This is a genomic window from Rheinheimera oceanensis (assembly GCF_018831085.1).
GTDB lineage: Bacteria > Pseudomonadota > Gammaproteobacteria > Enterobacterales > Alteromonadaceae > Alishewanella > Alishewanella oceanensis.
The window spans coordinates 23,154-47,409 of sequence record NZ_JAGPNM010000002.1 but is presented as its reverse complement, the minus strand read 5'-3'; the positions used below and the strand labels follow the sequence as shown (position 1 = coordinate 47,409).

23 protein-coding genes are annotated in these 24,256 nt (G+C 48.9%); 13 read left to right on the top strand and 10 right to left on the bottom strand.

Translation table 11 applies throughout. The features are described 5' to 3' along the window. Positions 1 to 25: 25 nt before the first annotated feature. A complete protein-coding gene (acuI, locus tag J3B89_RS04805) occupies positions 26 to 1,012 on the bottom strand; it encodes an acrylyl-CoA reductase (NADPH) (protein WP_215396394.1) in 987 nt (328 codons plus the stop codon). Positions 1,013 to 1,477: 465 nt separating this feature from the next. Here acuI and J3B89_RS04800 point away from each other — a divergent pair, with 465 nt between their 5' ends. Further along, positions 1,478 to 1,792: a helix-turn-helix transcriptional regulator gene (locus J3B89_RS04800; RefSeq protein WP_215396393.1), complete on the top strand. Its 315-nt coding sequence runs from the start codon at positions 1,478 to 1,480 to the stop codon at positions 1,790 to 1,792. A gap of 114 nt (positions 1,793 to 1,906) precedes the next feature. Here J3B89_RS04800 and J3B89_RS04795 read toward each other — a convergent pair whose 3' ends face one another. The 3 genes from J3B89_RS04795 to J3B89_RS04785 form a co-directional block, all read right to left on the bottom strand. Then, positions 1,907 to 2,155, bottom strand: coding sequence for a hypothetical protein (locus J3B89_RS04795; RefSeq protein WP_215396392.1), 249 nt, complete (start codon positions 2,153 to 2,155; stop codon positions 1,907 to 1,909). After that, positions 2,152 to 2,682 carry a hypothetical protein gene (locus tag J3B89_RS04790; RefSeq protein WP_215396391.1) on the bottom strand — a complete coding sequence of 177 codons (531 nt, stop codon included), beginning with the start codon at positions 2,680 to 2,682 and terminating at the stop codon, positions 2,152 to 2,154. Before J3B89_RS04790 ends, J3B89_RS04795 begins: the two co-directional genes overlap by 4 nt. Positions 2,683 to 2,827: 145 nt before the next feature. Next, a complete protein-coding gene (locus J3B89_RS04785; RefSeq protein WP_215396390.1) occupies positions 2,828 to 3,760 on the bottom strand; it encodes a LysR family transcriptional regulator in 933 nt (310 codons plus the stop codon). Between the two features lie 147 nt (positions 3,761 to 3,907). Here J3B89_RS04785 and J3B89_RS04780 point away from each other — a divergent pair, with 147 nt between their 5' ends. From J3B89_RS04780 to J3B89_RS04770, 3 genes are read left to right on the top strand one after another with little or no spacing between them, the layout of a single operon-like run. Next, positions 3,908 to 4,657: a 3-oxoacyl-ACP reductase family protein gene (locus J3B89_RS04780; protein WP_215396389.1), complete on the top strand. Its 750-nt coding sequence runs from the start codon at positions 3,908 to 3,910 to the stop codon at positions 4,655 to 4,657. Next, positions 4,638 to 5,261 carry an NADPH-dependent F420 reductase gene (locus J3B89_RS04775; protein WP_215768296.1) on the top strand — a complete coding sequence of 208 codons (624 nt, stop codon included), beginning with the start codon at positions 4,638 to 4,640 and terminating at the stop codon, positions 5,259 to 5,261. Before J3B89_RS04780 ends, J3B89_RS04775 begins: the two co-directional genes overlap by 20 nt. Positions 5,262 to 5,313: 52 nt before the next feature. After that, positions 5,314 to 5,775, top strand: a complete 462-nt coding sequence (locus tag J3B89_RS04770) for a hypothetical protein (RefSeq protein ID WP_215396387.1) — start codon at positions 5,314 to 5,316, stop codon at positions 5,773 to 5,775. A 218-nt stretch (positions 5,776 to 5,993) separates the two neighbouring features. Here J3B89_RS04770 and J3B89_RS04765 read toward each other — a convergent pair whose 3' ends face one another. The 3 genes from J3B89_RS04765 to J3B89_RS04755 all read right to left on the bottom strand — a co-directional run bounded on the left by J3B89_RS04765 (position 5,994) and on the right by J3B89_RS04755 (position 7,075). Next, positions 5,994 to 6,155 (bottom strand): hypothetical protein, encoded by a 162-nt coding sequence (locus J3B89_RS04765; protein WP_215396386.1) that lies wholly within the window; start codon positions 6,153 to 6,155, stop codon positions 5,994 to 5,996. 60 nt (positions 6,156 to 6,215) lie between these two features. Further along, the gene (locus J3B89_RS04760) at positions 6,216 to 6,542 is read right to left on the bottom strand and encodes a hypothetical protein (protein WP_215396385.1); all 327 of its coding nucleotides are present in this window, start codon (positions 6,540 to 6,542) and stop codon (positions 6,216 to 6,218) included. A gap of 104 nt (positions 6,543 to 6,646) precedes the next feature. Beyond that, positions 6,647 to 7,075 carry a hypothetical protein gene (locus J3B89_RS04755; protein ID WP_215396384.1) on the bottom strand — a complete coding sequence of 143 codons (429 nt, stop codon included), beginning with the start codon at positions 7,073 to 7,075 and terminating at the stop codon, positions 6,647 to 6,649. 346 nt (positions 7,076 to 7,421) lie between these two features. Here J3B89_RS04755 and J3B89_RS04750 point away from each other — a divergent pair, with 346 nt between their 5' ends. After that, on the top strand, positions 7,422 to 7,796 hold the full coding sequence (locus tag J3B89_RS04750) for a nuclear transport factor 2 family protein (RefSeq protein WP_215396383.1): 375 nt from the start codon (positions 7,422 to 7,424) through the stop codon (positions 7,794 to 7,796). 124 nt (positions 7,797 to 7,920) lie between these two features. Here the strand turns inward: J3B89_RS04750 and J3B89_RS04745 are convergent, their stop codons facing one another. Continuing rightward, positions 7,921 to 8,823, bottom strand: coding sequence for a TlpA family protein disulfide reductase (locus tag J3B89_RS04745; RefSeq protein ID WP_215396382.1), 903 nt, complete (start codon positions 8,821 to 8,823; stop codon positions 7,921 to 7,923). 373 nt (positions 8,824 to 9,196) lie between these two features. Between J3B89_RS04745 and J3B89_RS04740 the strand changes: the two genes are divergently transcribed. The 7 genes from J3B89_RS04740 (at position 9,197) to J3B89_RS04710 (ending at position 15,865) form a co-directional block, all read left to right on the top strand. Further along, the gene (locus J3B89_RS04740; protein ID WP_215396381.1) at positions 9,197 to 9,898 is read left to right on the top strand and encodes a tetratricopeptide repeat protein; all 702 of its coding nucleotides are present in this window, start codon (positions 9,197 to 9,199) and stop codon (positions 9,896 to 9,898) included. 14 nt (positions 9,899 to 9,912) lie between these two features. Beyond that, a complete protein-coding gene (locus J3B89_RS04735) occupies positions 9,913 to 10,692 on the top strand; it encodes a hypothetical protein (protein ID WP_215396380.1) in 780 nt (259 codons plus the stop codon). After that, entirely contained in the window at positions 10,692 to 11,180 is a 489-nt protein-coding gene (locus tag J3B89_RS04730; RefSeq protein ID WP_215396379.1) for a hypothetical protein, read from the top strand. Before J3B89_RS04735 ends, J3B89_RS04730 begins: the two co-directional genes overlap by 1 nt. Before the next feature lie 181 nt (positions 11,181 to 11,361). Further along, positions 11,362 to 13,659 (top strand): S9 family peptidase, encoded by a 2,298-nt coding sequence (locus tag J3B89_RS04725; RefSeq protein ID WP_215396378.1) that lies wholly within the window; start codon positions 11,362 to 11,364, stop codon positions 13,657 to 13,659. Positions 13,660 to 13,792: 133 nt separating this feature from the next. Beyond that, complete coding sequence (locus J3B89_RS04720; protein ID WP_215396377.1) at positions 13,793 to 14,749, top strand: hypothetical protein; 957 nt, start codon at positions 13,793 to 13,795, stop codon at positions 14,747 to 14,749. Positions 14,750 to 14,774: 25 nt separating this feature from the next. Then, positions 14,775 to 15,278: a hypothetical protein gene (locus tag J3B89_RS04715; RefSeq protein WP_215396376.1), complete on the top strand. Its 504-nt coding sequence runs from the start codon at positions 14,775 to 14,777 to the stop codon at positions 15,276 to 15,278. Beyond that, entirely contained in the window at positions 15,272 to 15,865 is a 594-nt protein-coding gene (locus tag J3B89_RS04710) for a hypothetical protein (RefSeq protein WP_215396375.1), read from the top strand. Before J3B89_RS04715 ends, J3B89_RS04710 begins: the two co-directional genes overlap by 7 nt. Positions 15,866 to 15,917: 52 nt before the next feature. On the opposite strand, the gene J3B89_RS04705 is transcribed toward J3B89_RS04710, so the two are convergent. After that, positions 15,918 to 17,330: an FAD-dependent oxidoreductase gene (locus J3B89_RS04705; protein WP_215396374.1), complete on the bottom strand. Its 1,413-nt coding sequence runs from the start codon at positions 17,328 to 17,330 to the stop codon at positions 15,918 to 15,920. Positions 17,331 to 17,339: 9 nt separating this feature from the next. Continuing rightward, entirely contained in the window at positions 17,340 to 21,800 is a 4,461-nt protein-coding gene (gltB, locus tag J3B89_RS04700) for a glutamate synthase large subunit (RefSeq protein ID WP_215396373.1), read from the bottom strand. A 582-nt stretch (positions 21,801 to 22,382) separates the two neighbouring features. On the opposite strand from gltB, the gene J3B89_RS04695 reads away from it, so the two are divergent. Next, positions 22,383 to 24,233: a cyanophycinase gene (locus J3B89_RS04695; RefSeq protein ID WP_251372253.1), complete on the top strand. Its 1,851-nt coding sequence runs from the start codon at positions 22,383 to 22,385 to the stop codon at positions 24,231 to 24,233. Positions 24,234 to 24,256: the final 23 nt, after the last annotated feature.

Genomic DNA, 24,256 nt, shown 5'->3' with positions numbered 1-24,256 from the left:
TTATCGCCTTTGCTGAATATTCGTTTTAAAGCTGATTAACATTTACCACGATGCGGCCGCGCACTTTGCCGTCGAGTAAATGTTGTGCAGTATCACACACCTGCGCTAAGCCTATCTCGGTGGCTACATCTTCCAGCGTTTTGCTATCAAGTAGCTTAGCCAATCTATCCCAGGCCTCAGTGCGGTCTTTTACGGGGCGCATGACACTATCTATGCCGGCCAGGGTAATACCGCGCAAGATAAAGGGTGCTACGCTACCCGGTAGATCCATACCCTGTGCTAAGCCACAAGCGGCTACAATACCACCATACTTAGTGCTGGCACAGGCATTGACCAGTGTATGGCTGCCGACGGAGTCAATCACGCCTGCCCAGCGCTCTTTCGCCAGCGCCCGTCCGGGTTCAGAAAGTGTATGCCGGTCAATAATCTCGCTGGCGCCAAGTGCTTTTAAGTACTCAGCTTCTGCAACCCGGCCGGTGGCCGCGACAACTTTGTAGCCTAGTTTAGCCAGAAGCGCGATAGCGTAGCTGCCCACGCCGCCATTAGCACCAGTCACCAGTATTTCGCCGCAATTGGGCATTACACCATGTTTTTCCAGCGCCATTATGCACAGCATGGCGGTGTAGCCTGCGGTACCAATTGCCATTGCCTGTTTGGCTGATAACGCTTTTGGAAGTGCGATTAACCAGTCACTATTAAGCTGTGCTTTTTGCGCTAACCCGCCGCAGTGTGTTTCGCCGACACCAAAGCCGTTTAGCAGCACCTGATCACCGGCTTTAAATTTACCCGACGTACAGCTGATCACGCTGCCTACCAAATCAATGCCTGGGATCAGCGGGAATTTACGCACCACGGGGGATTTTCCGGTAATGGCCAGCGCATCTTTATAATTCAGCGTGCTGTATGCCACGCTCACCAGAGTGTCGCCGTCCATCAGCACCGAGTCGTCTAAATCGTTAAGCGCGGCTCGATAACCGCTGTCGTCTTTTTCAATTAATATGCCTTTAAACATAAGTGTCTCCCAGCTAAAGCAGTGTGGTGCAGCGGCTTCAGGCGCAATGCCTGTGCGAGGTTTGGTAATTAATGTGTCATGGCAAAAATAATAGACTGATCGGTTTCAAAAGCGCATTAGACAAAGGTCTCACGGAAATAGGTAAGCTGTTGAAGGGCAGTTAGTCTATTTAGATAAGTATTTGATTGCGCTTGAGCATCGGCAGATACCAGTACCTTAGTGTCGTAGTTACGGAATCAAAAGGGGCAGTGTGATCCTATTTTTTGCGAAAAGCCTAAAATCAAACGAACCTGACCCTTTTGATTCGGGCTACAGCAAACGGAATTGTTTGAGGCCAGAGGTTAGCTGTTTGGCAAGGCGCTGGCGTCAACGCTTTTCAACAGTTGGCTCAAGGACTAAGCTGCATTGACATAAGGTTCGCCGTGCAATTTTAACGCGCGTTTCAACGTTAAGGTAATAGATAAAATGACAAACAATACTGAATTGCTAAGCAGTGAAAACCTGCGTGAGATGGGCCTGATTGGCCCACCAAAAGCCGCTGGTGCGCATTTTAAACGCTACCTGCAGCGTAAAAACCTGACAGCAGCCGATGCTGCCCGTGATCTTAACGTCGCCAAATCTACCATCACCCATTTTATCAATGGCGAAAGTGAGTTAAGCATTGACCTGGTAACCAAGATAAAGCGGGTGTATTACGCGCCGGTAGAGGTGTTTTTTAAAATTGACGCCCAGTACAAAGCCTATGTTGTGGCGCAGAATATTGCCAAATCAGTGGCTTAAATTACAGCGATTAGGTACTCGAAAGGGGCTTATCGCCCCTTTTTCTCATCTTAGCTGTGAGCGTAAGGCTAACTTTTAAAGTTTTGAAAGTTATAGTTTTTTTAACAATGTCTGTTAAGACTTCTTTTTACCGGTGTTGTCGACCACAATTTTAACCCGTTCATGCGGCTTATACTCTTCCGGTTCATCAGGAAAAGCTTCAGCATCGGTTTGGGTTAGATTTTCCGGTCTGCCAGACGATACGCCCAATTGATCAAGTTCAGGCGCATTATCCATTTTTTTGAAGTCTTCGCGTATTTTTTCACGCAGCCATAGATCAAATTCCGGCGTCCCCGGCTTTGGTCTGTCGGTATGTTTTTTCATACTAAATCCATAGTGCAATAATCACTTTTGCCACCAACATAAGTAAATCCCAGTGACTCATAATGTGAACGCACTTTGCTGTTAATCGGGTTCATAATTCTGATTTGGCTTGCACCAATCATACGAGCATAGGCTCGTGCCGCTGTGACCGTTAAGTTTACGGTATTTCCGCTTAGAGGGGTTCTCTCCGGCGAAGATTCAATCATATCTAGTCGCAATTTACCTGCGCCCCAGGTTGGTCGTCCTAAAGATACGCTACACAACTTACTATGAAACCAAATTGTCAGTTCAAACCGCTTAGGGTAAATCGCGGCGTAACGGCTTGCCCATGCGGGCCACGACCACATTACCCGGCGATCAGGATGCGCTTCCCAACGGGATAACTGCGCCATAGCGCGGCCGTTAATGTCATCAAAAGTAACCGAGTCGCGATACCGCACCGGTAATTCCTCAGTAATCAATATCCGGCTTTGCTCTCTTAACTGGGCATATGTGCGGTCTGCACGTTGGTGGCTTGCTTGTTTCATGCTTCATTTTTGTAAATAAAAGTTAAAAAATAGTAACTTTTTAAGGTGTGTTGAGCAATCAAGAAAATAGTTTTCTGGCGGGTTTGGTGGCAGTTAAGTAAGGTGAGTGGATTTGCAACATATTTCAGTTCCTATTGAACTAATGTCATAGTGCTTGCTTCGCGTTAAATTTCATTGCCAACTGTTTGGAATCGAATTCTGATGTGAGGTAGTCGATTAAAGCCCGTGTTTTCGCCGGCATCAGCCGGTTGCTGGCAAAATACAAATTGATATTGCCAAGATCAGCATACCATTGCGGTAATAACCGCACTAAAGCGCCGCTGTGTAAATGTACTTTTGCGTGCGGCATCGCTACTGCGGCAACCCCCATGCCCATAACTGCAGCACGGGTCAGCGCGTCAGGGTCATCAGCGATAAAGCGGGTGCTAAAGTCCGGCGCACAATCTTCACCGTCAGGCCCGCGGAAATGATAATGATGCAGCTTGCCGCTTTGCGGCGAGCGCATCACTATGCCCGGTAAATCGCGCAGTTGGTTGGGGTGTTGCAGTTTACCTCTGCCTGCCAGCAACTGCGGCGCTGCGACCACGATCATATGCACTGGCGCCAGCCGCCTGGCAACTACGCCGGGCGTGAGCTCAATACCACCACCAATGGCTACATCAAAACCGTCGGCAATCAGGTTCACCTGCCGGTTAGATAACTGCCAGTCCAGTGTTACGGCCGGATAACGCTGCAAAAAACCGGGCATTAACGGCAAGATATGCTCAACACCAAAAGCCGGGCTCAGGCTCATGCGCAAGCTTCCGGCCGGCTGACCGGCGTTTTGCGTAACATCAGAAATAGCTGCTTGAATGGTATTCAGATGTTCTGCCACACCGGCAAGAAACTGCTCGCCGGCTTCAGTCAGTGTGAGCTTACGGGTACTGCGCTGAAATAATAGCACACCTAGGTTACGTTCCAGTTGCGCTACATTGCGTGATACAGCAGCCGGTGTCAGCGCCAGCTGCCGGGCGGCTGCAGAAAAGCTGCCCTGCTCGGCGCTGCGGACAAAAGACTCAATATTCGACAAGGTTTCCATAGGGCTATTTTCAATGTTTAGTTGAAAGTGATTATAGCTATTACCAGCTACCGGGGCAAAGTCGTGCGCTCTATAGTTAGCACGAATCTTAGGCTGTATGCCAGATAGAAAACGACGTTGAACTTAACCCGAAATGAGGAAATAACCATGTCACACACTAAATCACTGAGCAATAAAATTGCCGTTGTTACCGGCGGCTCACGCAGTATAGGTGCCGCTATTGTTCGCCGCCTGGCCGCAGATGGCGCTACTGTAGCCTTAACTTACAATGCTTCCCCCGAGCGGGCAGAAGCCTTGGTTGCTGAAATTCAGGCTGCAGGTGGTAAGGCTCTGGCCATCCAGGCTGATGCGGGTAACCCGCAGGCAGTACGCAATGCTATCAAGCAGGTCGCTGGCAGTTTTGGCAAAGTCGATATTCTGGTAAACAACGCAGGTATCAGTGTGCTGGGCCAGCCGGAAGAAATCGCCTTTGCCGATTTTGAACGTATTCTGGCTGTTAACGTCACCGGTGTTTTTGTTGCTACGCAAGAAGCCTTGAAGCACATGAGTGAAGGCGGCCGTATTATTCATATTGGTAGCTCAATGGTGCAACACGCAGCTTTTGGCACAGCGTCGGCTTATACGTTAACTAAAGGCGCGGTGACCGGTTTTACCCGTGGGCTGGTACGCGATTTAGGTCCGCGCGGTATTACTGTTAATACTGTACATCCAGGCCCTACAGACAGTGATATGAACCCGGCGGATGGCCCGGTAGCTGATTTCGTAAGGCCGAAAATTGCAGTAGGCCGCTATGGCGAAGGCAAAGATATTGCCAGCGCTGTTGCCTACCTGGCTAGTGCGGAAGCGGGTTTTATCTCCGGTGCTGAACTGATGGTGGATGGCGGCTTTACCGCTTAAGGAGCTGATGATGAATATCGGTATTATCGGCGCCGGTGCTATCGGGTCAGCCATTGCAAAACTGTTGACGCAAAACGGTATTAAGGTTGGCATTGCCAACCGCCGCGGGCCGGAAAGTCTGGCCGCGCTGGTCGTCGCCTTAGGGGAAAATGCCAGGGCTGTAACTGTGCAGGAAGCGAGCCGCGCCGACATCGTCTTTCTGGCGGTGAACTGGTCAAAGCTACCGCAGGCTGTGGCCACATTGGCGCCCTGGCAGGGGCGGATTGTGGTAGACACGAACAATCCGATAGAAGCGCCGTTGTTCAAGCCTTTTGACTTGGCGGGCAAAGCATCCAGTCAGGTAGTGGCGGATATGCTGCCGGGCGCACAACTGGTTAAGGCGTTCAACCATTTACCTCCGTCGTTGCTGGCCAATCCGGCAGCAGAAGGTGGCAAAAGGGTGCTGTTTTACTCAAGTGAGCACCAGGCTGCCAAGCAGACAGTGGCGGCGTTAATAGAGCAGTTGGGGTTCTTCGGTATTGACCTTGGCAATTTGGAGCAAGGCCGGCTAGCACAATTTCCGGGTGGGCCCTTACCTGCACTGAATCTGGTGAAACATAACTAATAGTAACAGGCCGGCTGCTACCGGCCTTTAATCGGAGGCAGCAATAAATGTAATGCTATCACTACATGTAACACTAAGCTTAGTTGGCATTTTTGCCGGTTTTTTCATGGTATTGACCATGTTGTCTGCAAAGCAAGCTAAGCATCTGACTGTAATATTTTTGTTCTCAACTTTAGCCTCTGCGCTGACCGGTTTTATCCTTCCGGCAGACAGAGTGCTGCCATCACATATCATTGGAGGGATTACCACAATCTCGTTATTAATCTCAATCTTCAGTTGGTATGTTAAAGGTAGATATGGTGTTTGGCGCATTGTTTATGCAGTGACTGCTTTATCAGGCTTTTACTTCAATGCTTTTGTCGGAGTCGTGCAAGCTTTCTTAAAAGTGCCGGTCCTTCACGCCGTTGCACCAACGCAATCGGCACCCGTGCTTATTATTACTCAGTCCGCTTTGCTGGTAATGTTCATTATTGTTGGTTTCGCTTTGATTAGAAAGCTCGATTTTGTTAGATAGTTGGCACATTATAATTGCCTCCCTTTAAGTCAGGCATTTTGTGCTATCTGTTGGGTTGGGATTTATAGTTCTCAGCTGTCTTTTATTGACTCTTCTGGGTACTGACACAGTAGATGACCGTTTTCCAGATCGTCTACTGCCGAAGTAAGAAACTGCATTTTCATCGGAATTTATTATGCAAACTCTGCTTCGCCAGCTCCCAATCATGGGTGACTTCATCACCTTCTCTGGCGGCATACTCGGTCTGCTGTAACGCCTGTTGATGCCAGGCGGGAGGCCAGTTTGTCGGCACCTTCAGCGGTTAGCTCTTGCCACAAGGTTTCCATCACCTGCAGTTTTTCGGCAGTAGAAAGCTGTTTGATTTGTTCAGCGGTAATCACAAACCTGGCCGTTGTATATAACCTGACTAGAGCATGGCAACGGCGCTTTGATTGCTCAAATTAGCCGGGAAATAACTCTGCGCAATTGGTTATCGGCTTAAGCTCAGTGAATTGTTCCAGAAACACCACATGAACCTGATCAATTAACCAGCTGTCGTTCTCAGCACGGTACGCCAAGTTAAACTGCAGTGGCTGTTGTTCATTGTCCTGGCCGACTACAGCCACACAGCCACTGTTCCCAGTGATTAACTCTTGATGCTGTAATGGCTTAGCCATCATGTTTTTAAACAGCAATTGCTGTGTGACGCTAGTGTCGCTAAAAGACTGGGGTAACAGGTTGGAACTAAAATAAACCGGTGCCAGTTGTTCAACGTTTTCGGAATTCATCTGGCTGCTGTAATCAGTGTAGGTTTTATACAAAGAAACCGGCTTTGTCGCCGCGCAACCGATCAAAGCCAATAGGGCTGCGGCACTAACAATATATCTCATCCCTAGTTCCCCATTATTTGCTGGTACTGGTGCTCAAGAGCTTGGTTTCGGCCTTTCATTGCCCTTGCTGCACGGCACAGCAAGCCTGAGCAGGATAAAATAAGCGCCTCTATATCAAATTCGCCTGATACTGACATGCTTATAATTTCCAGGCTGAATGTAGCGGTGTATTTAACGTTATTGTCGTTGCCACGCGTGAAACTTATGCTTACCCGTTTAATTTTTGCACCAATCTGCTCGAGCGCTGGTGAGCCACTAAATGTCAGATTGCCTGCTGCACCCGATAACGTAGCTTTGCCGTTCTGATCTACGGTTAGCTTGGTATTGCCTGATTTAGCCATCAGTTTCACAGTAAGCTCATTGTCTGTTGAATATGCCAACTCGATTAACTTGGCTATTGTTACTTTCAGCTCCGCGCGTTTAATATCCATATTATTGGTTCCTTAATTTTTAAGTTAACCAAATATAAACAAGGTAAATATTTTTTCAACCTTTGCGTGTGGGTTTGCGTGATAAACCTCAAAAGTAAGAAGGCCGGGGATAAAATTACCCCGGCGAAATCAGTAGGCCCAGTGTTAACTAACCTTTGTGTAGCTGCTTCAGTTTAAAATATTCGGCCATTGCGTGCGCGATAGCGGTGGAAAGATGTATCGTTAGCAGAGTAAGGTCGTCGTATATATTAGAATTCCTATAGTTGTATGAGAAAGCCAAACGCGGCCTCTTTTATATCTATAGTCCGTGTTAATTATTTTTTTGACCCATAGATTCGGGAATACCATGGACTGCAAGCTACTTACACAGCATTTAATTGAACTTGAACAACTACTGGTACAACCTGCTACCCGGTTGTCAGTTGAACTGCTAAACCGCCATCTGGCCGATGATTTTTATGAGATTGCCGCTACCGGCCGCTGTTTTGGTAAAGCCGATGTGCTTGAGCGCCTGCCGACTGAAACCCCGCCGGTGATTACCCAGCAAGATTTTGACTGCAGAGTTTTAGCTGTAGGACTGGCGCAGCTGACTTACCGCGCCACGATACAGCGTGCAGAAAACCAAAGCCCAAGTTACTCAGTGCGCAGTTCAATCTGGCGTTCTGATGGTGGAGAATGGCAGATGGTTTTTCACCAAGGCACACCGAGCCAGCCATTCTAGAATCGCTTTAAAAATAAACCTGCTGCCTACACCAACTGCTTAGTTGTTACCAATACGCCATTATTACCCATATAAACAAACTGGCCGGGAATAAAATCCACCCCGGCTAATTTCCGACGGCACTTTATTGCTTGAAATCGGTAACTGTTGTCAGTACTTTGCCGTCTTTAATCTGCAGCAATATCGGTAAGCTGCGCACATTAAACTGGTGAAACAGTACGCCATGCTCGTCAATACTTACCGGCAGGTTAAGCTGGTACTTATCTTTAAACTCGGTTACCGCTTTATCGTCGGTCCATAAGTGATTAACAATAACCTTAAGCGGCGGCCCGGGGAGTTTTGCGGCCAGCTGGTTTAAACCTTTTTGTGCATCGCTGCAGGCTTTAGACATTTCAGGGCGCGAGTCGGCCAGATACCAGTCGCACCAGGTAGCAGTAAAAAACAGTGAGTGTTCGCAGGTTAAATACGGCTGTAGCAGTTGCTGCTGCGCCGCTGCGGTTATCGCGCTGGTGTTAGCCGCAGGTAACTGCTGGCCTTTCGCTAAACGCTGTAAAAAGCCATCTAACACCGCATCAGATTCATGGCTGCTATATACTTGTGCACCGTTACTGTTAATAAGTACAGAGTAGGGTGTACCTACCAGGCCCAGAGCTACTGCCAGCTTGCCTTCAACGTCCAGCCATACCGGCATGCTTAGCTTAAAGCGCGATATCACTGCTGCTATTTCCTCACTTTTTTCATTAATATCAATGTTTACTGCAACAAAGTTCACCTTGTCGCCATACTGTTGATACAGCGCCTGAAAATGCGGCATTTGCTCCATACAGGGCTGGCACCAACTGGCCCACATTTTTACATACAGCGGTTTATCGGCATCCAGGTTTGCCAACGAAGTAGGGGTAAGCGTCGGGAAGCTGGTTAAGTTAACCTGTTGATAATTAATAGTGTTATTTGCTGCGGCACTTGCTGAATACAGCGGCGCCAGCGCAGCACATGCCAGTAGCAGGGTAAAATAAAAGTTGCGCATTAAGGCCTCTCCTGAAATGGGTTTAGCAGAACATAGCCGCTTAAAGCAGTACAGTATTGTAAATTTGCGACAGTTTGCGCGCTTGATGCTGTGCCGGGGGGGGGCTCCAACAAAACCCCATTATTACCCACATAAACCAACTGGCCGGGGATAAAATTTACTCCGGAAAAAGTTACGCTCGGCTCCACACCGTCTATCACCATCACCTTACCATTGCCCAGTGTTGCTACCAGTTATTTAACTTTGGAGTTATCTTCAAAACATTTAGCAGGCGAAGCAATCTTCACTAAGATGAGTTTTTATACTTTTTAAGGTAAAAATATGTTTATAATTAGTTTAATTTTTTGGGTTGGGTATGTTTAGGCAAAAACTAATGATTAGATCTGTCTTTTTTATCTTGAGCCTGTTTATAGCTAACTTAGCAGTAGCTGAGGATGGTGAGAAGTTTAGTGCCGCGCAGCAAGCTTTTTACAGTGGCGATTATAGAACTGCCAAGACAGTTTTTTTGCAGGCCGCAGAACAAGGCTCTGCTGAGGCAGAGTATTTTTTAGGCTTGATAGCAAAAAATGACGTAGACAGTGCTGATTACCTGGCTGCTAAGTCTCACTTCACCAATGCGGCACAGCTTAATCATGCTCAGGCCATGTGGGAGTTGGGTGTGTTATACGAAAATGGTGAAGGGGTTGAACAAAATCAGTTTATTGCGCTGGATTGGTTTCGAAAATCAGAATTGGCCGGCGGCACTGTAGTGCCGGATAGCTTCTATGTTAACGATCACACCGGTGAGCTGAATGAAGTGTCAGTGTCGCAGTACCTTGAGTATTTAACTCAGCAAGCACAGAGCGGACGCACTGATGCAAAGTTTGCACTGGCGAAAATTTATGATACCGGAGTAGTCATTGCAGCAAATTTGCCGCAGGCGTTTAACTGGTACCTTAGCGCAGCCAAAGACGGGCACGTTAAAGCGGCTCAACTTGTCAGCTACTTTTATTGTCGCGGCATTGCCGTACCGCGCAATCCGGAACAGGCCAACGCTTGGGTAGAGGCCAGCGGTTATTCAACATCTTGTGATTAATAAGGATATTTACTATGACAAACAGACAACAGGATCTGGTACGCGAATTACAACACAACGAACATGTAGTGCACGTAGTGTCATCAGAAGATCTGCAAAAGGAATACTTTGAATTAAAGGCAAATATTAAGTTTGCAGCTCAGCAAATTGCTCCTGCGTTAGATGCCATAAAAGCAGCAAAGTTAATACACGAAGTTGGTGGTTTTAAACCTGATCAAGTTGTCGTAAAAAGGTATGGCAATAAGCAGTATGTTATTTTCAAAGGCATGGCTGGTGAGAGGCGCGTGCTGAAAGGTACTAAATATCTGGCAGATAACCCTACGGTTGTCAGGATGGCGGTGGGGCCGAAGGGCATTGTTAAGTCAGCCAAAGGCGGTTTTGTTCTCACAGCTGTGTTATCCGTAAGCATAGATATTTTTGACTATGTGATAAGAGATACTGCCTTGTTATCTGAATTGTTGGGCGTAATAACGACAGATCTTATTAAGATTGGCTTGAGCAGTATTGCAGGGGCAGTAGCAGGTTTGGTCGTTGGTTCCATGGTAACGATAGGTACAGTCGCTGCAGCACCATTTATTGCAGCTATAGCTGTAGGTGTTATTACAGGCTTAGTGCTTGATGAAATAGATGAGAGGCTTGGAGCAACTCAGGCTTTAATCAGAGCTTACAAAAAGATCGGTATCCGACTGGATGAAATTAAGCATGAAACCAGTAAGAACTTAAATTATCTGGAACGGAACCCGCACTTAATTCGCTGTCTGTTCGGGCCTTGTTTCGGCGTTCAAGGCTACTAATGTCTAACACTGCCAAACTATGGGCATTTATTGCGTTTAATCTTATTGCCGTAATGGTGGTTGGATACGTTGTCTATGACCTGATAGCGGTTAACACTGCTATAGAGCATCTGCAACCAACAGTAAGGTATGTCACCGGCACCAGTTATATGTTGCTGATGTCGGTTTTTTTTCTGTTTAGTGCAATTGAGTATTCCGGGGCAACAAGCAAACTCTTGTGGCTTCGGCGTTATGCAAACCAGCTTGTCGTTGGTTGGTTTATTACCACCTTGGCACTGGCGTTTTGTATTCCGCTTGTAATGCAACATCGGTTGGACAACGCAGGGTATGTAGCGTGCGACAATCCTCAAGTTATTTCACGGGTATCACGGGGAAAAAGTCTGATTTTTGTGCATAAAAACGCATTTTCAGGGGGCTACCAAGAGACAAATGTGCAAGCGGAATCGGTTTGCCAACTTTTTGCTGAAAGTATAGTTAGCCAGAATTGAACTTTAAGATTACAGCAGGGCTTTAGCCACCACTCAAACCCCATTACTACCCACATAAACCAACTGGCCGGGGGAGTGTATTTACCGGCCTTAGTCGGCTTTAACCCCGCGAACCTTTTTCTTTACCGTGCTTTTTCTATAGCTTACAGTAACTTCCATTATGGCAAAGGACTTACCCTCTATGAAATTAAGTGGTTATTGCAGTGGTTTGCTACTACTGGCAAACGTAGGCCTGCAGGCTGCAGTTAAGCCGGAACTGATTGAGCAATCATTGTCGTTACGTGATAACTGGATGCACCTTACCCGTGACCTGATGCTGGAGCCGCAATGGGCAGCGCAGGGGCACAGCTTCCATTACAAACTAAGTGTAGAAGGCGGCTTTATGTTTTTTAAAGACAGCGTTGAAGCCGCCAGCCCTGAAGCTGCGTTTGATCATCAGCGTATTAGCGCTGCATTAAGCCAGGCTACCGGCCACACATATAGCGCGCTGCAATTACCCTTTGATAGTTTTAGTTACAGCGAAAACGAACAGCAGATCCGCTTTTTTTATAACGGTGAGCGCTGGCAATGCCAGACCGATGGCCGGTTATGTGAAGCTTTAGCGCGTAATACACGGCCTAAAGCCTTTGGCGTGGTAAGAGACTTACGGGTTGATGCCTATAACCCTGAACGTAAATCACCGGATGGCCGTTACACCGTGCAGGTTGTTGAGCATAATCTGATCATTACCGATGCTAGTGGCAAGCTGTATTTTCATACCCGCGATGGCAAAGCAGAGCATTTTTACGACCCCGAATCGGTGCAGTGGGCACCGGATAGTTCGGCGTTGCTGGTAATGAAAGTGATACCGGGTGAAGCACGTTTGGTAAATCGGGTACTGGCAGCGCCGGATGATCAGTTAGAACCCAAAACCCTTACCCAGCTTTACCCAAAACCCGGTGACGCTGTTGATATTGACCAGCCGGTACTTGTGCAGCTTGATACCGCCCAGGCCCATGTCATCGATAACCAGCTGTTCAGCCAGCCATATATGCTGGACAGTGTGCGCTGGCAGCCAGACAGCAGCGGTTTTGTGTTTCGTTATACTGAGCGCGGGCACCAACTGGTACGGATTATTGCAGTAAATGCCAAAACGGCTAAAGCCAACGCCTTACTGACAGAGCGTACCGAAACCTTTATTAACCAGTGGGGCGCGTTTTTTCAGCCATTACAAGGTACCGGCGAAGGTTTTATCTGGTTATCTGAGCGCGATGGCTGGGCGCATCTTTACCTGTACGCTGCCGATGGCACACTGAAAAACCAGATCACCAAAGGCGACTGGCGGGTACGCCGGGTAGTGCATATTGATGAAGCCAACAAACAGCTTTGGTTTGCCGCCAGCGGCATCAACGCCGGACAAGACCCGTATTTTGAGCATTACTACCGCATTAACTTTGATGGCAGCGGCTTAACCGCACTAACCAGCGCAGATGCACAGCATCAGGTTAGCTTTTCGGCAGATATGCAGTACTACATAGATCTGTATTCCAGAGTAAATTTACCCAACGTGGCGGAGTTGCGTCGCAGCAGTGACGGCAAGCTGGTACGTAAACTGGCGCAGGCCGATATCAGCCGCCTGAGTAAAGCAGGCTTTAAATCCCCTGAACCTTTTGTTGCCAAAGGCCGTGATGGTAAAACCGATATCTGGGGGCTTATTGTTACACCACGCAACTATGACGCAAAAAAACGTTACCCTGTTATCGAAAATATCTATGCCGGGCCGCATGACAGCTTTGTGCCTAAAAGTTTCTGGCCGTTTGGTTTTCATTCCGGCGGCGATAAAGTTATTGGTATGCAGGCGCTGGCCGATCTTGGTTTTATTGTGGTGCAAATAGATGGCATGGGTACTGCCAACCGTTCTAAGGCGTTTCATGATGTTGCCTGGCAGAATTTGGCTGACTCCGGTTTTCCGGACCGTATTCTGTGGCATAAGGCTGCTGCCAAGCGCTTCCGCTGGTATGATATCAGCAATGGTGTCGGCATTTATGGTGCCTCTGCCGGTGGGCAAAGTACCGTGGCGGCATTACTGTTTCACCCGGAAATATACCGGGTAGGGGTGGCCTTTGCCGGTTGTTACGATAACCGTATGGATAAAATCAGCTGGAATGAGCAATGGATGGGCTATCCGGTTGGTGAGCAATATGCTGCGTCGTCGGTAACTGAACATGCTGCGTTATTGCAGGGACAATTGCTTATTATTAACGGCGAACAAGACAGCAATGTCGATCCGGCATCAACCATGCAGCTGGTTAATGCCCTGATCAAAGCTGATAAAGATTTTGACTTGCTGGTAGTACCCGGTGGTGAACATTCTGTTGGCCGCTCCAGCGGCCCAATCCGCTATGTGCAGCGCCGCCAGTTTGACTTTTTCCTGCGTCACCTGCAAAAGCAACCAACACCAGACTGGAACCGGCTAAATATGAAAACTTTGCCGCGCTGATGAGCAAGTTATTTTTGCTTTTGGCCTTATGCGAAGAGCCAATTTCTCACACCGGACGAACTGCACGATGCCGGGCTGACAAGTTGTCTATGCCCCTTATATTGCAAAAACTGAAACGATAAGGCTAATTAAGATGAGGCAGCGATTTACTGCTGTGATACCCGGCATAATAGCCGTTGTTGCCGGTGCCGTAATACTGGCGGGTTGCACGGCCCTGGCAACGGTGAGCAAGGCAACGATAGAGGCGCCCGCCACCCTTGGCAGTATTGGCAGCCATATGCGGGCAAAGCACGATATTATTGAGAAACAGGACTTATCCGCTGCTATCGGTTATCTGGCGGGAGAACGTTACACCTTCCGGCAGCATACATATGCCGGTGATACCAATTGGTGGACAATTAATTGGGCTGCCAGCACTATAGTGATTAAAGCGCATGCTGCAGGTGAAGCGGTACCGCAGGCGGTGCTGTATCGTGCTTACCGGATTAAAACCGACAGTTATGATCTGGTTGAAAGCGGCTATTATCTGGATTTACTGCGGCAGAAGCTGCTGGCTGACTATGGTGAAAACAGCCCGCAGCTTTTGCTGGACAGCCTGAACCCTAAACGGCTGCTGTTGGAGTACCTGCGTGCCGGTGGCCATATTGATTTTAGCTTGCCATTAAGTTTGGATATTTATGAGCTGCTGACTTTGCAGCAAAATAACTATCAAAATTACGGCCTGGATGTACCGTTATTGCTCAGCTTTCCGTTAAGAATGCAGGCAAATGAACGTGAAGCTTTTTTCCGCCTGATCCAGTTCCCGCTGCCTGAAAGCCAGTGGCATGATACGGCTGCTGTACAGCAAGTTATGTTAACACCCTGGTATCTGGTTGAATTGAGCCGGGGGTACCGGCTGCTGTCTGTAGAGCAGGAGTCGCTGCTTTGGGCGCTGGATAGGGCAGTTTCAGATTTACACAATGAAACCAGCCTTTGCGTTGGCCGGTATCATGGCTTTAAGTTAACGCCCAGGCCTTATCTGGCAGTTGAGCTGGTTACTCCGCCACAATGCCTGCGCAGTTTAAAAAATCAAAACTGGGTTTCTACATAAGATAATTTGCTAAAAAGGATAAAACATGAGTAATGAAGCACTTTTTGCTGCACTGGAGCAAGCCGTACCAGGGTTTTCGGCAAAAGAGATTGCTGCGCCCGCTGTAGATGAACGGCAGGGAGAGTATAAACATATCTATTGGCTGGATCAGTTATTGGGAGAAAACTTCCTCTGTTATGTGGAATGGAAGGAGTTTGACCCGTGGGGAGTGGATGGATTAAATGCATTAGTTCCGGTTAAACAGGCTGGAGTTACCTTATCGACAGACAGCCTTTATGATGAACAGGGCTTACCTGTTCAGAGCATCAGCCATGAAGCATTTATGTATGATGCTGGCAGTTTTTTCCTGCCGGTATTACAGCAACAACTACAGCAGGTGGGATTAAAGCTGCTGGAAGTTGGCATACTGCAGCGTGATGGGAAAATTTATTTGCATGAAAACCCACGTTTTATCTGTGTCACAGCTGATAACGCCAGAATTGAACAACTGAATCTGCAACTGCAGCAACGGGGGCTGGTGCTTTGCTAAAGCTGTCATATTTAACCACCGGTGCTGGCCGGTTAGTTGTTTGCCTGATGGTGTTGTTGGTGGTTTGTGGCTGTTCCCGGCAAGTACGCTGGAAGCACCCGACGCCATCAAAGGAACTGCTGCTAAAAGCCATGACAGATTTGCATGGCTTTCATGTTTACACCGGTGTCGATACGCGGGATAACAGCCTGTTAAGCCGCGAAGATGCGCAAAAAATGCTGGCAGATAACAGCCTGATTAACAGCGATACACCAAACTTTATGTTTGTTAGTTTTAGTGGCAATGAAGTCAGTATTGTTGGTTATAACCAATACTTCCGGCCAAAAACACAAGACTACCGTAGCCCAATGATTTATCGCTATCGTGGCCAGTTAAAGCGAGCTGTGTACTCTTTGCCACATATGGCGCCGGTATCAGGTCATTTAACGGTGACGTCAAAGCCGATTGAAAATGTACAGCTGTGGCTGCTGAATGAACAGCAGACGGTTTATCCCGATTTTAATGGCACCTTAAAGTTTCAGGCCTGGGGCGGTGAGTATTTTGATATCAACGCCTTTACCACCAAAAGCTGGGACTATATTTTTTAACCGCAAAATAGCTTTTAAAGCAGCAGGCCAATACACCTGCTGCTTTGGCTTATTACACCTGTAAATAGTCCAGTATACCCTCGGCAGCCTTACGGCCCTGGGCAATAGCGGTTACTACCAGATCTGAGCCTAATACCATATCGCCACCGGCAAAAATTTTCTGCTGATTGGTTTGCATAGCATAGGTACTTTGTTCGCTGGCGATAACGCGGCCTTTGTTGTCCAGCTCTACACCCATATCCACTAACCACTGCGGCGGGCTGGGCTGAAAACCAAAAGCGATCACCACGGCATCGGCCGGCAGTATTTGCTCGGAGCCTGCTACCGGCTGTGGGCTTCTGCGGCCTTTGGCATCGGGGGCGCCCATCTCGGTAGTCACTACTTTAACGCCACAGACCTTGCCGTTGCTGTCTACTTCAATGCCCAGTGGTTGCAGGTTAAACAAAAACTCCACACCTTCTTCGCGCGCGTTTTGTACTTCTTTACGTGAGCCTGGCATATTGGCTTCGTCGCGCCGGTAGGCACAGCTTACCCTGGTTGCGCCCTGGCGGATAGAGGTGCGTACGCAGTCCATCGCCGTGTCGCCACCGCCTAATACCACCACGGTTTTATCTTTTAAGCTGACATACGGGTGCTCAGTTTGCCAGCCCATCAGGTTATTGATATTACCAATTAAAAACGGCAGCGCCTCAAAAACGCCGGGCGCATCTTCATTTACCAGGCCGCCTTTCATTGGTGTATAAGTGCCCAGTGCTAAAAACACTGCGTCGTATTCGTTTAACAGGCTGTCGAAGCTAACGTCAACACCGACATTGGTGTTTAAGCGAAACTCAATACCCATCTCACTGAAGATTTGCCGGCGTAGTTTTAGTACGTCTTTTTCCAGTTTAAACGGCGGAATACCAAAGGTAAGCAGGCCGCCGATCTCCGGGTAACGGTCAAATACCACTGGCGTTACGCCGTTACGCACCAGCACATCGGCACAGGCTAAACCGGCCGGGCCTGCGCCTATTACTGCCACGCGGCGTTCGGTTTTAACCACGGCAGAAAGATCCGGCCGCCAGCCCATCTCAAAGGCTTTATCGGTAATGTATTTTTCAATACTGCCGATGGTAACGGCGCCAAAACCTTCATTTAGCGTACAGGCGCCTTCGCATAAGCGATCCTGCGGGCACACCCGGCCGCATACTTCCGGCAGGCTGTTGGTTTTGTGCGCCAGCTCGGCGGCTTCAATAATTTTGCCTTCGTTGGCCAGCTTTAACCACTGCGGAATATAGTTGTGCACCGGGCACTTCCATTCGCAGTAGGGGTTGCCACAATCGAGGCAGCGATCAGCCTGGCCTTCCACCTGAGTGTTGGTCATTGGCTGATAAATTTCGACGAACTCTATAGTGCGTTCGTGGTGTGAGCGTTTTGGCGGATCAATCCGTTTTACGTCAATAAACTGGTATACATTCTGTGCCATAACGCCTCCCTACATCGCCTGAACCCGCAGCTCGGCTGACGAGCGTGCGCGGTGTCCCAGCAAGGTGTTTACATCGCTGGTTTTTGGTTTAACCAGCTTAAATTGGCTTAAATAACGGTTAAAGTCGTTTAAGATTTTCTGTGCTTTGTCGCTGCCGGTTTCTTCCACATGCTGGTGCAACAGGCTGCGCAGGTGCTCCTGCAGTATTGGCGTGCTAACTTCCAGCGCCTCTACCAGCTCGGGGTTTAACCTAAGCTCCAAATCGTTTTGCTCATCAAGTAAATAAGCAAAGCCGCCTGTCATACCGGCACCAAAGTTCACCCCGGTGCAGCCCAGCACTACCACTACGCCGCCGGTCATATATTCGCAGCAGTTATCGCCGGTGCCTTCAACCACCGCTAACGCGCCCGAATTTCGTACAGCAAAACGCTCGCCGACCTGGCCTGCGGCATACAGCCGGCCGCCGGTAGCGCCGTACAGGCAGGTATTACCGGCAATGGTAAAGCCGTTTTTGGCAAAGCTGGCGCCCTTGGCCGGGAAAATAGCCAACTGGCCGCCGGTCATGCCTTTACCAACGTAATCGTTGGCATCGCCCTGCAGTGACATATGCAGGCCTCCGGCATTCCATACGCCAAAGCTCTGGCCGGCGGTACCGGTAAAGCGGATGCGGATAGGGTCGGTTGCCATACCCTGATTACCATGCTGGCGGGCGATAAAACCCGACAAGGCCGCGCCGACTGAGCGGTCAGTATTGCGGATACTCAGGTTTAACCGGCCGCCGCTTTTATGCAGTACCATTTGTTCGCAACGTTTTACCAGTTCCTGATTTAACCTGCCTTCATCAAACGGTGTATTGTTTTGCACACAAAACAGTGCCTTGTCTGATTTAACACCGCTGGCCTGCAGTATAGGTGTTAAATCCAGTTTGGCTTGTTTTTGCGTTTCGCTGTCTTTTATGGCCAGTAAATCAGTGCGGCCAATCAGTTGCGTCAGTTCTGTTACACCCAGTTGTGCCATCAGCTCGCGCACTTCATAGGCTAAGAACTTAAAGTAGTTCATTACCATTTCCGGCAAGCCGGTAAAGTGATCACGGCGTAGCGTGGCATCTTGCGTGGCAACGCCGGTGGCACAGTTGTTTAAATGGCAAATACGTAAAAACTTACAGCCCAGCGCCACCATAGGGCCGGTACCAAAGCCAAAGCTTTCGGCGCCTAAAATAGCGGCTTTAATTACGTCTAAGCCGGTTTTTAAGCCGCCGTCTACCTGCAGCCGTACACGGTCACGCAGGCCGTTTTCCACTAAGGCCTGGTGCACTTCGGCCAGACCTAACTCCCACGGGCTACCGGCGTATTTCACCGAGGTTAACGGGCTGGCGCCGGTGCCGCCGTCATAACCGGATACGGTGATCAGGTCAGCATAGGCTTTGGCCACGCCGGCGGCGATGGTACCGATGCCGGGCTCAGACACTAATTTCACTGAAATCAGCGCCTGCGGATTCACCTGCTTTAAATCGAAAATCAGCTGGGCTAAATCTTCAATCGAGTAAATATCATGGTGCGGCGGTGGTGATATCAGCGTTACGCCGGGCACCGAGTAGCGCAGCCGGGCAATTTCGGCAGTCACTTTTTCACCGGGTAACTGGCCACCTTCGCCAGGCTTAGCGCCCTGGGCTACCTTGATTTGAATAACTTCGGCATTTACCAGGTAATGCGGCGTGACACCAAAGCGGCCGGAGGCAACCTGCTTAATTTTCGAGTTTTTCTCGGTGCCAAAGCGGCGCGGATCTTCGCCGCCTTCACCCGAGTTAGACCGTCCGCCTAAGCGGTTCATTGCTATGGCCAACGCCTCATGCGCTTCCGGGCTTAAGGCACCGATTGACATAGCGGCGCTGTCAAAGCGCGGATACAGGTTTTGCTCGCTCTCTACCTGCTCCAGTGGCACCGGTGTGCTGTCGGCCAGTTTAAATAGATCGCGCAAATGCGCCACCGGCCGCAGGTTCACTATGCTGCTGTACTGCCGGTAATCTTCATACTTACCGGAGCGCACGGCTTTTTGCAGGGTTTGCACTACATCCGGGTTGTAGGCGTGGTATTCGCCATCGTGCACATACTTTAATAAACCACCGTGGTTTAGCGGTTTACGTTTTAACCAGGCTATTTTGGCCAGTTGCTGTACATCCTGTTCAAAGTCGCTAAAGCCGGCACCGCCCAAACGTGACGGGATATCGGCAAAACACAGCTGCATTACGGTTTTATCAATGCCGACGGCTTCAAACAGGTTAGAGCAGCGATAGCTGGCCACTGTTGAAATGCCCATTTTCGACATGATTTTGTACAGGCCTTTATTAATGCCTTTACGATAGTTCAGCACCGCCTGGCGGGCAGTTAAGTTAATCACGCCTTTTTCCACCAACTGCTCTACCGTTTCATAGGCCATAAAGGGGTAAATGCCGGTGGCACCTAAACCAATGAGTACCGCGAAATGGTGTGAGTCACGCGCTGAGGCGGTTTCAACAATAATGTTGGAGTCGCAGCGCAGCTGCGCATTAACTAAGGCATGTTGCACCGCGCCTACCGCCATAGCGGCAGGGATCGGCAGTTTACCTTGCTCAATACGCCGGTCGGTGAGCATTACCAGCACGACGTTGTTATCGCGCACGGCGCTGATCACGTCGGCGCACAATTGCTCTACCGCTTGTTGCAGGCTGTGCTGTGCCGGGTCGAAGTTCAGCGAAAATATCTGGTGCTTGTAGTACTTCTCATCCGCTTGTTTTAACTGCTTTAAGTCGGAGTACATCATTACCGGCGATTCAAACTGAATGCGCCGCGCATAGCCGGCGGTTTCTTTAAATACGTTATGCTCGCGGCCGATACTGGTGGCCAGCGACATTACATGGGATTCACGCAGCGGATCGATGGGCGGATTGGTGACCTGAGCAAACTGCTGGCGGAAGTAATCGTATAAGGTGCGCGGCTTGCGCGATAATACCGCCATCGGCGTATCATCACCCATAGAGCCGACCGCTTCCTGGCCGTCTTTGGCCAGTACTGTCATTACCTGATCGATTTCTTCATAGCTATAGTTAAACAGCTTGTGATACACCAGCATGTCATCATCAGAAAATACCCGCTTGCCGATTAAATCGGTTTCGTATTTCTCGTACGGCACCAGCCGCTGCACGTTGGCATTTAACCAGTCACGGTAGGTATGACGCGCCATTAAATCGCTGTCTATTTCGTTGGAGCGCCAGATTTTGCCGGTGGTGGTATCTACCGCCAGCATTTCGCCGGGGCCAACACGGCCTTTTTCTACCACTTCATCAGGGGTGTAATCCCAAATACCCACTTCAGAGGCCAGTGTAATTAATTTATCGCGGGTAATAACAAAGCGGGCAGGGCGCAGGCCGTTGCGATCCAGGTTACAGGCTACGTGCTGGCCATTGGTCATTACGATACCGGCCGGGCCGTCCCACGGTTCCATATGCATAGAGTTAAATTCGTAGAAGGCTTTTAGGTTGTCATCCATTACCCGGTTGCCTTGCCAGGCTGGCGGCACCAATAAACGCATGGCACGGAATAAGTCCATGCCACCGGCTAATAGCAGCTCCAGCATATTATCCAGTGAGCTGGAGTCGGAGCCGCTTTGGCTAACAAAGGGCGCGGCGTCTTGCAGATCCGGCAATAAAGGCGAAGCAAACTTGTACTGGCGCGCACGCGCCCACTGGCGGTTACCGGTAATGGTATTAATCTCGCCGTTATGGGCTAAAAAGCGAAACGGCTGTGCCAACTGCCAGCGTGGCATGGTATTGGTAGAAAAACGCTGGTGGAACACGCAAATGGCGGTTTCCATGCGAATATCGGCTAAATCCAGATAATAACGCGGCAAGTCTGCCGGCATCATCAGGCCTTTAAATACGGTAACCAGCGACGAGAAGCTGGGGATATAAAAATCGGCATCGTCGCTTAGTTGTTTTTCAATACGCCGGCGCAGCATATACAGCCGGCGCTCTAAGTCATGATCGCCCCAGCCGTGCGGCGCATTAACAATAACCTGCTCAATACCGGGCATTGAGCTTAGTGCTAACGGGCCCAGTACGCTGCTGTCTACCGGCACGGTGCGCCAGGCCACTAAGGTTAGCGTTTCGCGGGCAATTTCCTGCTCGATAATTTTTTTTGCTAAAGCGGCTTTTACCGGGTCCTGGCTGAAAAAAATCATGCCGACGCCGTATTTCTTTGCCAGGTTCCAGCCGTTTTCTTCGGCAATAGCACGGAAGAAACTGTCTGGTTTTTGCATTAATAAACCACACCCATCGCCGGTTTTACCGTCGGCAGAAATACCGCCGCGGTGCTGCATACGGTCAAGGCCGTTTATTGCGGTTCTGACGATCCGGTGGCTGGCCGCGCCCTCCAGATGTGCGATCAGACCGAAGCCACAGTTCTCTCTTGCCTGACTGTGCTGATACAACGCCATGACTAACCTCCACACTTGTCCTGATATTTAAATAAATATTTATTATTTTTGAATTATTATTCTTGTTTTTGGTTTTTGCTGCTGCTGAAAGAAAATAACGGTTACTCTTTCAGAGGTCAATGCGTTGTAGTGTATTTGCTCTAAAAATGTTTAGCCATCTAAACGTGTAAAGCGGCTACAGGTATACCGTGAAATATGGCAAATTGCAAGTTAACTTTGTAGTGCAATGCTAGCCGTCCGGCGCAGAAAGTCCCCCTGTAAAACTGAAAATTAATTACATGAATTGGCGATATTTTTGCCACTTATGTCTGCCAGGGGTGGGGGTAACAGCCGTATAAGGCCTATTTTTTTGGTAAAACTTGCCTGTAAAGACGCCATATTTATGCGGCTTTCATGTGTTTGTTTAGGTAACAAAAAATGCATATGGCTGTGAATAAAAAGAACCAATGGCGGTAAGGCTAATTGGCAAAGAAGTCAATAAAGGATAATCTATGGTAAGCCAGATTTATGATTAATTAAGCCTTATTCTGGTTACTGCCCCGGCAGCTTAAAACCTCTGCGTTTAATATAAGAAAGAGAATAATGAAATCATTTGGTTTTTATCTATCAGCCACTTTGCTGGCTTGCTCAGTATCGGCAGCAAATACCGGGCGCGAAACCAGCTTGCCGGAATATTCCATGTTGCTGATAGGTGGCGGGCTGCAAGCTTGCAGTTCTGTCAATACGCGGTATTGTTCTGTTGCTGACACCTTTTCTGCTGCAGCGAAATCAGCAGATTTGTTTGCATTGTCGTCAGAAAATATCGCAAACATTGCCAATGCCGAGTTTTGGGGGGCCGAGCGGGTTATTGAACAACAACGTACACTTGCATTGCTTGAATTTATCCGCAGCCGCCTTGACAGCGAACTGATATCAGAGCGTGAACTGGCGCGGTTATGGCGCTCTGCCGAAACAGAAATGGACGGTATTTGGGTGTCTGGCCGGGTAAATTACAATGAACTTACCGAGCGTGAGCTTAATTTTGTGCGTGATCAGTTACAGGTAATGGTAACGGCAGAGCAGGTAAAAAATAGCAGGCGTACTAATACCCGGCTAAAAGAATTTGCCGATCTGGCGAAAACCAAAGGTGAGTTCAGCGTAGAGATTTACCGCAAAATAGTTGAGCTGGCGCAGCAGGTTGCAGGTAGCCAACGTAAGCCCCGGCTGCTCGTTGTTACAGCGTCTGCAAGAGATCCGTTTGCTGAGGTAGATTTTTATACTAACTTGTTTACAGAGGCCGGTGCTGAGGTGAGCTGGCTGCCGGTTAATGCGGCATACCAGAGTGCTCAGCAGGCTAAAAGCGGTAATAAATCTTCGTGTGATGCTTTACCACAATATTTAGCTACAGAGCATCGCACTTATCAGCGCAGCCGAGTGTATCCGGATTTAATGCAGCAGTTGCAGCGTTTTTGTCAGGCTGGTACTGCAGCCGCTGTTGAGCAGATCCGCAAAGCGGATGCTATTTTCTTTAATGGTGATGATCAAAGCCTGATGTTAAAAGCTTTCCGGCTGGAGGATGGTTCTGCATCTGAAGAGTTAAAACAAATTGAGCGGATGCTGTCGGCAGGGCAGATAATTGTTGCCGGCACCGGTGCGGGAGCTGCCGCCATGGCCGGAGGCAGCTTCTTGGGCAAACGTATTCCAATGATCTCAAACGGCGACAGTTACAGCGCTATGCAGTTTGGTGCTTTTGATTTACCTGCACCCCAACCGGGTTGCGATAAAGATCAAAGCTGCAGTAATGGCCTGGCAGAAAAGCATCTTACTTTTAGCGCTAAAGGTGGCTTAGGGTTATTTAACTGGGGCACCATTGATACGCATCTTTCAGAGCAGGGGCGGCAGGGGCGGTTAATCCGTTTACTGAACGATACCCAAACCCGTTTTGGCTTTGGTATTGACGAAGCTACAGCATTACTGGTTGGTTTTACTGATGCTGAAAATGCGCCACAAGTGAAAATGTCGGTACTGGGGGCAGCAGGTGTTTTTGTTGTGGATACTCAGGCCCTGCAAAGCACCGGCGAGGGTAAAGCAACAGTGATAAAACAAGTCAGCACACATTATCTGACCAGAGGCGATGCGATTGAGATAAAAGACGGCGTTTTACGCACCCGTTTTGCCGCCTGGAAGTTTGCGCCAAGTAATATGCAAGCGCCTATGTTGGCATCTGGCGACTTATTTGAGCGTGACAACTATAAGCAACTGGCGCATTTACTGTGCTTAACCCAAAGCCGTCAGGCTGAAGGTAAAGCGGTAAAGGTTGGCCAGGGCCAGCATATCAGCCTGTATAAAGATCATTTGTCATACGCCCGTCAGGGCATTTACCCGCTACAGGGTAAAGAAGTGCAGTACTGCTCGTATCGCAATTTCAGGGTTGATATTCAACCGGTGCAGTAACACATCATATGAGGTAACAGCCT

Bases quoted from the DNA above. Each gene is read 5' to 3' on its own strand.
- J3B89_RS04780 (WP_215396389.1), top strand. From the start codon at position 3,908: ATGTCACACACTAAATCACTGAGCAATAAAATTGCCGTTGTTACCGGC.
- J3B89_RS04725 (WP_215396378.1), top strand. From the start codon at position 11,362: ATGAAATTAAGTGGTTATTGCAGTGGTTTGCTACTACTGGCAAACGTA.
- J3B89_RS04730 (WP_215396379.1), top strand. From the start codon at position 10,692: ATGTCTAACACTGCCAAACTATGGGCATTTATTGCGTTTAATCTTATT.
- J3B89_RS04760 (WP_215396385.1), bottom strand. From the start codon at position 6,542: ATGAATTCCGAAAACGTTGAACAACTGGCACCGGTTTATTTTAGTTCC.
- J3B89_RS04740 (WP_215396381.1), top strand. From the start codon at position 9,197: ATGATTAGATCTGTCTTTTTTATCTTGAGCCTGTTTATAGCTAACTTA.
- J3B89_RS04785 (WP_215396390.1), bottom strand. From the start codon at position 3,760: ATGGAAACCTTGTCGAATATTGAGTCTTTTGTCCGCAGCGCCGAGCAG.
- acuI (WP_215396394.1), bottom strand. From the start codon at position 1,012: ATGTTTAAAGGCATATTAATTGAAAAAGACGACAGCGGTTATCGAGCC.
- J3B89_RS04745 (WP_215396382.1), bottom strand. From the start codon at position 8,823: ATGCGCAACTTTTATTTTACCCTGCTACTGGCATGTGCTGCGCTGGCG.
- J3B89_RS04800 (WP_215396393.1), top strand. From the start codon at position 1,478: ATGACAAACAATACTGAATTGCTAAGCAGTGAAAACCTGCGTGAGATG.
- J3B89_RS04790 (WP_215396391.1), bottom strand. From the start codon at position 2,682: ATGAAACAAGCAAGCCACCAACGTGCAGACCGCACATATGCCCAGTTA.
- J3B89_RS04720 (WP_215396377.1), top strand. From the start codon at position 13,793: ATGAGGCAGCGATTTACTGCTGTGATACCCGGCATAATAGCCGTTGTT.
- J3B89_RS04715 (WP_215396376.1), top strand. From the start codon at position 14,775: ATGAGTAATGAAGCACTTTTTGCTGCACTGGAGCAAGCCGTACCAGGG.
- J3B89_RS04735 (WP_215396380.1), top strand. From the start codon at position 9,913: ATGACAAACAGACAACAGGATCTGGTACGCGAATTACAACACAACGAA.
- J3B89_RS04755 (WP_215396384.1), bottom strand. From the start codon at position 7,075: ATGGATATTAAACGCGCGGAGCTGAAAGTAACAATAGCCAAGTTAATC.
- gltB (WP_215396373.1), bottom strand. From the start codon at position 21,800: ATGGCGTTGTATCAGCACAGTCAGGCAAGAGAGAACTGTGGCTTCGGT.
- J3B89_RS04750 (WP_215396383.1), top strand. From the start codon at position 7,422: ATGGACTGCAAGCTACTTACACAGCATTTAATTGAACTTGAACAACTA.
- J3B89_RS04695 (WP_251372253.1), top strand. From the start codon at position 22,383: ATGAAATCATTTGGTTTTTATCTATCAGCCACTTTGCTGGCTTGCTCA.
- J3B89_RS04775 (WP_215768296.1), top strand. From the start codon at position 4,638: ATGGCGGCTTTACCGCTTAAGGAGCTGATGATGAATATCGGTATTATC.
- J3B89_RS04770 (WP_215396387.1), top strand. From the start codon at position 5,314: ATGCTATCACTACATGTAACACTAAGCTTAGTTGGCATTTTTGCCGGT.
- J3B89_RS04705 (WP_215396374.1), bottom strand. From the start codon at position 17,330: ATGGCACAGAATGTATACCAGTTTATTGACGTAAAACGGATTGATCCG.
- J3B89_RS04795 (WP_215396392.1), bottom strand. From the start codon at position 2,155: ATGAAAAAACATACCGACAGACCAAAGCCGGGGACGCCGGAATTTGAT.